Origin of the sequence: Coleofasciculus sp. E1-EBD-02, assembly GCF_040218245.1 — a bacterium.
Lineage (GTDB): Bacteria > Cyanobacteriota > Cyanobacteriia > Cyanobacteriales > Coleofasciculaceae > Coleofasciculus.
Map to the genome: position 1 here is coordinate 1 of NZ_JAVJQN010000090.1, position 4964 is coordinate 4964.

A 4964-nucleotide genomic window follows, 5' to 3' on the forward strand; every position below is an offset into this window, starting at 1 on the left:
ACCCTGAATCGCCGATCATGAATTATCTGATACCATCACATTTGACAGGGCGAGTCGAGATACGTTAATCCTCACAGCATCATAGTTGTGCAGCGACTCGCCCCTACAGACAACAAACGACAACCGATAACCAATAACCGACAACCAAATCATGATAATCTTCATAATTCAATTCAAATAAAAATCGGCATGAACCACCGTCTAAAATCAACCCATTAATTGTATGGGTGTTACCGTGAATCGCCGATCATGAATTATCTGACATCATCACATTTGACAGGGCGAGTCGAGATAGGTTAATCCTTACACCATCATATTTGTGAGGCGACTCGCCCCTACAGACGACAACCGACAACCGACAACCAAAATGCATCTAACTTCTAGCAGATTTAGAATAGTCGCGGCTGCGGTAAGGATAAAAGAGTTGATTGAAATAGTGATGGTAAATGAATAATATAATCCTGTTTGCAGGTAGGGCTAATCTTGGATTAGCGAAAGCTATAGCCCAAGACTTAAATATACCCCTGGGAAATTGTACGGCGCAGCAATTCCCAGATGGGGATGATCAGAAAGGATGAATAATATTACCCTACCCAATCCACTTTTGAGATCATTTCCTTCTACCCAGAAGCCAATAGGTAATCATATCGCCTTTACCCTTAACTTTGACAGCACCTCGCTGTTCAAAGATAAACCTGTGCTGTAACTGTTGGTATGTAGTAGCAGTAACTTGAATTTTACCCGGTTCTCCTGATGATTCCATGCGAGAGGCAACATTAACCGCATCTCCCCATAAATCATAGATAAATTTTTTCCTACCAATTACACCCGCCACGACTGATCCGGTGTTAATCCCAATGCGAATTTCAAAAGACTCCCCCTGTTGCACTTGGAACTCATGAATCGCTTGTTGCATATCCAACGCCATCTGCGCGATCGCTGTGGCATGATCATCTAGGGGACGAGGTAAACCGCCAACAACCATATACGCATCACCAATGGTTTTAATCTTCTCCAACCCATACTGATCCGCTAGCTGGTCAAATGTGGAAAAGATTTGATTCAGCATATTTACCAGTTCAATCGGTTGTAGACGTGCCGATAACGGCGTAAATCCCACAATATCGGCAAACAGAATTGTCACCTGATCAAAATGTTCCGCAATCGCCCTCTGATCTTGTTTCAGACGACTGGCAATCAGTTCGGGTAATATATTTAGTAATAACTGCTCAGACTTTTCTTGCTCTAACTGTAACGCCGCCTCTGCCTGCTTGCGATCGGTAATATCACGCGCCACCCAAATAATCGATTGGTCAGAAATTGCCGAAATGCTGGCGGCAAACCATACTGTATTGTCTTCACTTTGTAGACTGTAATCAAAATAGATCGTGTGCTGAGTGGTTAGCGCCTGTTGAATTTTATCTAACCAATCCTGAGCCGTTTCCTCTTGAAAAAGATATTCGATTGTTTGGTTAATTGGGTCAATGTAAAAGTCATAGAAGCGGGTAGGATTGGTCGGTGCTATTTCAATATTTGCTATTGTATTATCTTGAACATCAATAATTAAAACAATCGCATTCATCGCCTCAAAAAATAGGCGCATTTTGCTTTCCGACGTTCGCAGCTTATTTTCCAGCAATTTACTCTCACTGATATCCCGTGCTGCCCAAATCACGCTATCATGAGACAGGGGTGATAGGTTAGCCGCGAACCAACTATCTCGTCCGGCAACGGTCAACTGATAGTCAATACTAACCGTTTGCTGAGTTAAAAGAGCCTCTTGAATCGCTTGGAGAATAAAATCAGCTTGCTTAACTGGGAACTGTTCGTGTAAGGTTTTACCCACAATTTCGGCTGATGGCTTGTAGTCACTCAGGGGATTCGTGGGGGCAATTTTTAGGCATCGTCCTGAGGCATCAATCACCAGCACCACATCCGTCATCGCGGCGAAAAGGGCTTGCATCTCTGTGACCGCTTTCTTCTGCTGCATCACACTACCTAACTGATTAGTAATAACCGTGACTAGCTCAAAGAAATGATGGTCAGGTGGGTATTTTTTTGCCATAAAAAACACCAGCACAGCTAAGACGCAAACGGATTCTTGAGCAGCGGTTGGTGTCACTATGGGGACGGCAAATGCTGAGTTAAATCCGCATTTAACCGCGAGTTCTAATCTCAGGAAAAGGTCATCTGGAAACGTCGCTAAATCATCAACCCACTCCGGCTGAATTTGATGCCATACTCGTCCAGGTAGTTCTTCATTGGGTAAGATGGTTAAGGCTGCACTGTACTCTCGAAATTGCTCGAATTTGGCGGCGTCTGGAGAATCGATATCTGTACATTTACCATACCAACTATGACTACATTCTAATGCCATACCATCCGTCGCGGGAATCCACACTTCGCCATAACTCCAGCCTGTAATTTCGCAGACTTGATGTAAAGCAACATCCAAGGCAGTCTGAAAATCCGTCGCACTACTAATGGCTTGGCTCATTTTAGCTAGACGTGTTACTTGTTCCTCAGCATGCTTGCGTTCAGTGATGTCGTTAATGATACTGAGTAAGCAGTCTTGTCCACTAAAGTTAATAATATTTGCTGATAATAACCCCGTTTTTACCTGTCCTGACTTGAGACGAAAATTAAATTCATAATTGTGAATGGTTCCCTGAGTTTGTAATTGCTGGATAAAGCGAGTACGATCCTCTGGATGCAGCCAAAACTTCAATTCGACTGTGCTTGTGCCAATCAGTTCGTCTTTTTGATACCCTACAAGGTTAAGTAACCGATCATTGACCGCCAACAAGCGTCCATCAGCGAGGGTGCTGATTGCCATGGCGTTGGGAGACAAGCGGAAGGCGAGGGCAAATTGAGCTTCGCCTAAGCCTCCTGTGGCGCTTGAGGGTTGGATGGGCAGATCTAATTCCTCGTTCCTGGGTTCCAAAATACTCAAAGAAGAATGCAACGGCAGGGCAAGGGGGTCAGGTAAAACTCCTATGATATCGCTATTTACCGGGATCGGATCAGGAGCTTGGATTTCTGGGTTCCCTGCCCTCGATGTGATTGTCATAGACGCTTGATTCCTCTTCCCGTCAAAGTTCATTGTTAGTACCGTAGGAATATTTATGATGGTTCTTCTCTATTTTTCCTTGATGAATGTGAAAAAAATGTGACCATACAAAAACTAACTCCCTTTTTGCCCTGGCGACTGGAAGTCATGGAACCACACAAACTTGCGTCCGCCTGCGCGGACTGGACTATATAGCAATTTCCGGTTTGATGCGATACATCGTTAAGGGCGCAAGCTTTGCGCCCCTACATTGCCCCTACATTTAGGTGTACCTCACACGCTGGGAAAGCGCTATAAAGGGGGTAGTTAAATATAAGGAAACGTAAGACAACCTACTTGCCAATACAGAAGCGACTAAAAATCCGGTCAAGCACTGATTCTGTTACTTCCTCCCCCGTAATTTCACCTAAGGCTTGAATCGCGCCGCGTAAATCAATTGTCCAAAAATCTAAAGGTAACTGCTGGGAGATGGTGTCTTGTACCTGTTCCAGCGCTATCTTAGCTTGGGTTAAGGCGGCGGCTTGTCGCTGGTTAATCGCTAAATCTAAGTCAGCCGCGTGCAATGTTCCCGTTTGTACCGCCTCAAGAATCCCTTGTTCTAATGCCTCAATCCCTTCGTTTTTAGTGACGGCGGCTGTAATTACCCGGTCAATACTATCCGGATAGGAGACAGAATCAGCGGGGGCGAGATCGGTTTTATTAATGACTAAAATTAGGGGACGGTGTTTGACTTGGGTATAAATTTCTTGGTCTTCTGAACTCCATCCCGCTGTGGCTTCAATCACCAATACAATTAAATCAGCCGCCTCAGCCGCACGGCGCGATCGCTCAACGCCAATTTTCTCGACTTGATCCACGGTTTCCCGGATTCCGGCGGTATCTAGAACCTGTATGGGGATACCACCAACGACTAACTGCGACTCTACCACATCACGAGTTGTACCGGGTAAATCAGTAACGATCGCGCGATCGCTGCGACTCCAGGCGTTCAATAAACTGGATTTGCCCACATTCGGACGCCCGACAATGGCGACGTTTAAGCCCGTTCGCAATAATTGACCGCGATCGGCGGTGGCGAGAATTTGGTTAATATCGGTTAATACTTGTTGAATTTGGGCAACGATCCCCGCTTCATCTAAGGGCGGTAAATCTTCCTCAAAGTCGATTCGGGCTTCAATTTCTGCCAAAGTATCTAAACACGTCGCCCGGAGTTGGCGAATGGGTACAGCCAGCTTCCCCTGTATTCCCGCTAATGCAGCTTGGGCGGCGGCGGGGGAACGAGAACCCACTAAGTCAGCGATACTTTCGGCTTGGGTTAAATCTAACCGCCCGTTCAAAAATGCCCGCAGGGTAAACTCTCCCGGTTGGGCTAACCGTGCGCCTAACTCTAAGCAGAGTTGCAACACCTGCTGCACAGGCATAATCCCGCCGTGACAATGGAACTCGACGACATCTTCACGAGTATAAGAGCGAGGGGATTGCATAATTAAGAGTAAGGCTTCATCCACGATCTGTTGGGTTTGAGGATGACGCACATACCCATAGAGAATGCGGTGAGTCTGCCAAGCTTGACGCCCTGGTGCGTGGAATAGTTGACGGGCGATTTCTAAGGCATTTTCGCCCGACACCCGCACGATTCCCACACTCCCCTGTTGGGGAACGACAGCAGTTGCGATCGCGGCTATTGTTTCACCTTGGACGAACGGTTGAGACATCATTTACTGACCCTACCTTTCTTTTTCCCCCCTTTGAAAGCTATGCATTAGTCACATCTTTCTTAACAATCCACAAGTCTTATGGTGTCTGGGTTGGGGAGCAATGCTTAATATAGCTTAAAAAATAAATAGGGCTGTATCCAACCATCGGGCTTGGGGCGTTGTTTTTTGTGCAAAGG

Annotated in this window: 3 protein-coding genes; 1 reads left to right on the forward strand and 2 read right to left on the reverse strand. The window is 46.0% G+C overall.

What is annotated here, in order from left to right; all coding sequences use genetic code 11:
• Positions 1-446 precede the first annotated feature (446 nt).
• A complete protein-coding gene (locus RIC07_RS14670) occupies positions 447-578 on the forward strand; it encodes a ribose-phosphate pyrophosphokinase-like domain-containing protein (protein WP_446395177.1) in 132 nt (43 codons plus the stop codon).
• Between the two features lie 32 nt (positions 579-610).
• Here the strand turns inward: RIC07_RS14670 and RIC07_RS14675 are convergent, their stop codons facing one another.
• The gene (locus RIC07_RS14675; protein WP_446395178.1) at positions 611-3070 is read right to left on the reverse strand and encodes an adenylate/guanylate cyclase domain-containing protein; all 2460 of its coding nucleotides are present in this window, start codon (positions 3068-3070) and stop codon (positions 611-613) included.
• Positions 3071-3402: 332 nt separating this feature from the next.
• Positions 3403-4785: a tRNA uridine-5-carboxymethylaminomethyl(34) synthesis GTPase MnmE gene (gene mnmE, locus RIC07_RS14680; protein ID WP_446395179.1), complete on the reverse strand. Its 1383-nt coding sequence runs from the start codon at positions 4783-4785 to the stop codon at positions 3403-3405.
• Positions 4786-4964 lie beyond the last annotated feature (179 nt).

Excerpts from the sequence above, each read along its gene's own strand:
- mnmE (WP_446395179.1), bottom strand. The coding sequence starts at position 4,785 with ATGTCTCAACCGTTCGTCCAAGGTGAAACAATAGCCGCGATCGCAACT.
- RIC07_RS14670 (WP_446395177.1), top strand. The coding sequence starts at position 447 with ATGAATAATATAATCCTGTTTGCAGGTAGGGCTAATCTTGGATTAGCG.
- RIC07_RS14675 (WP_446395178.1), bottom strand. The coding sequence starts at position 3,070 with ATGACAATCACATCGAGGGCAGGGAACCCAGAAATCCAAGCTCCTGAT.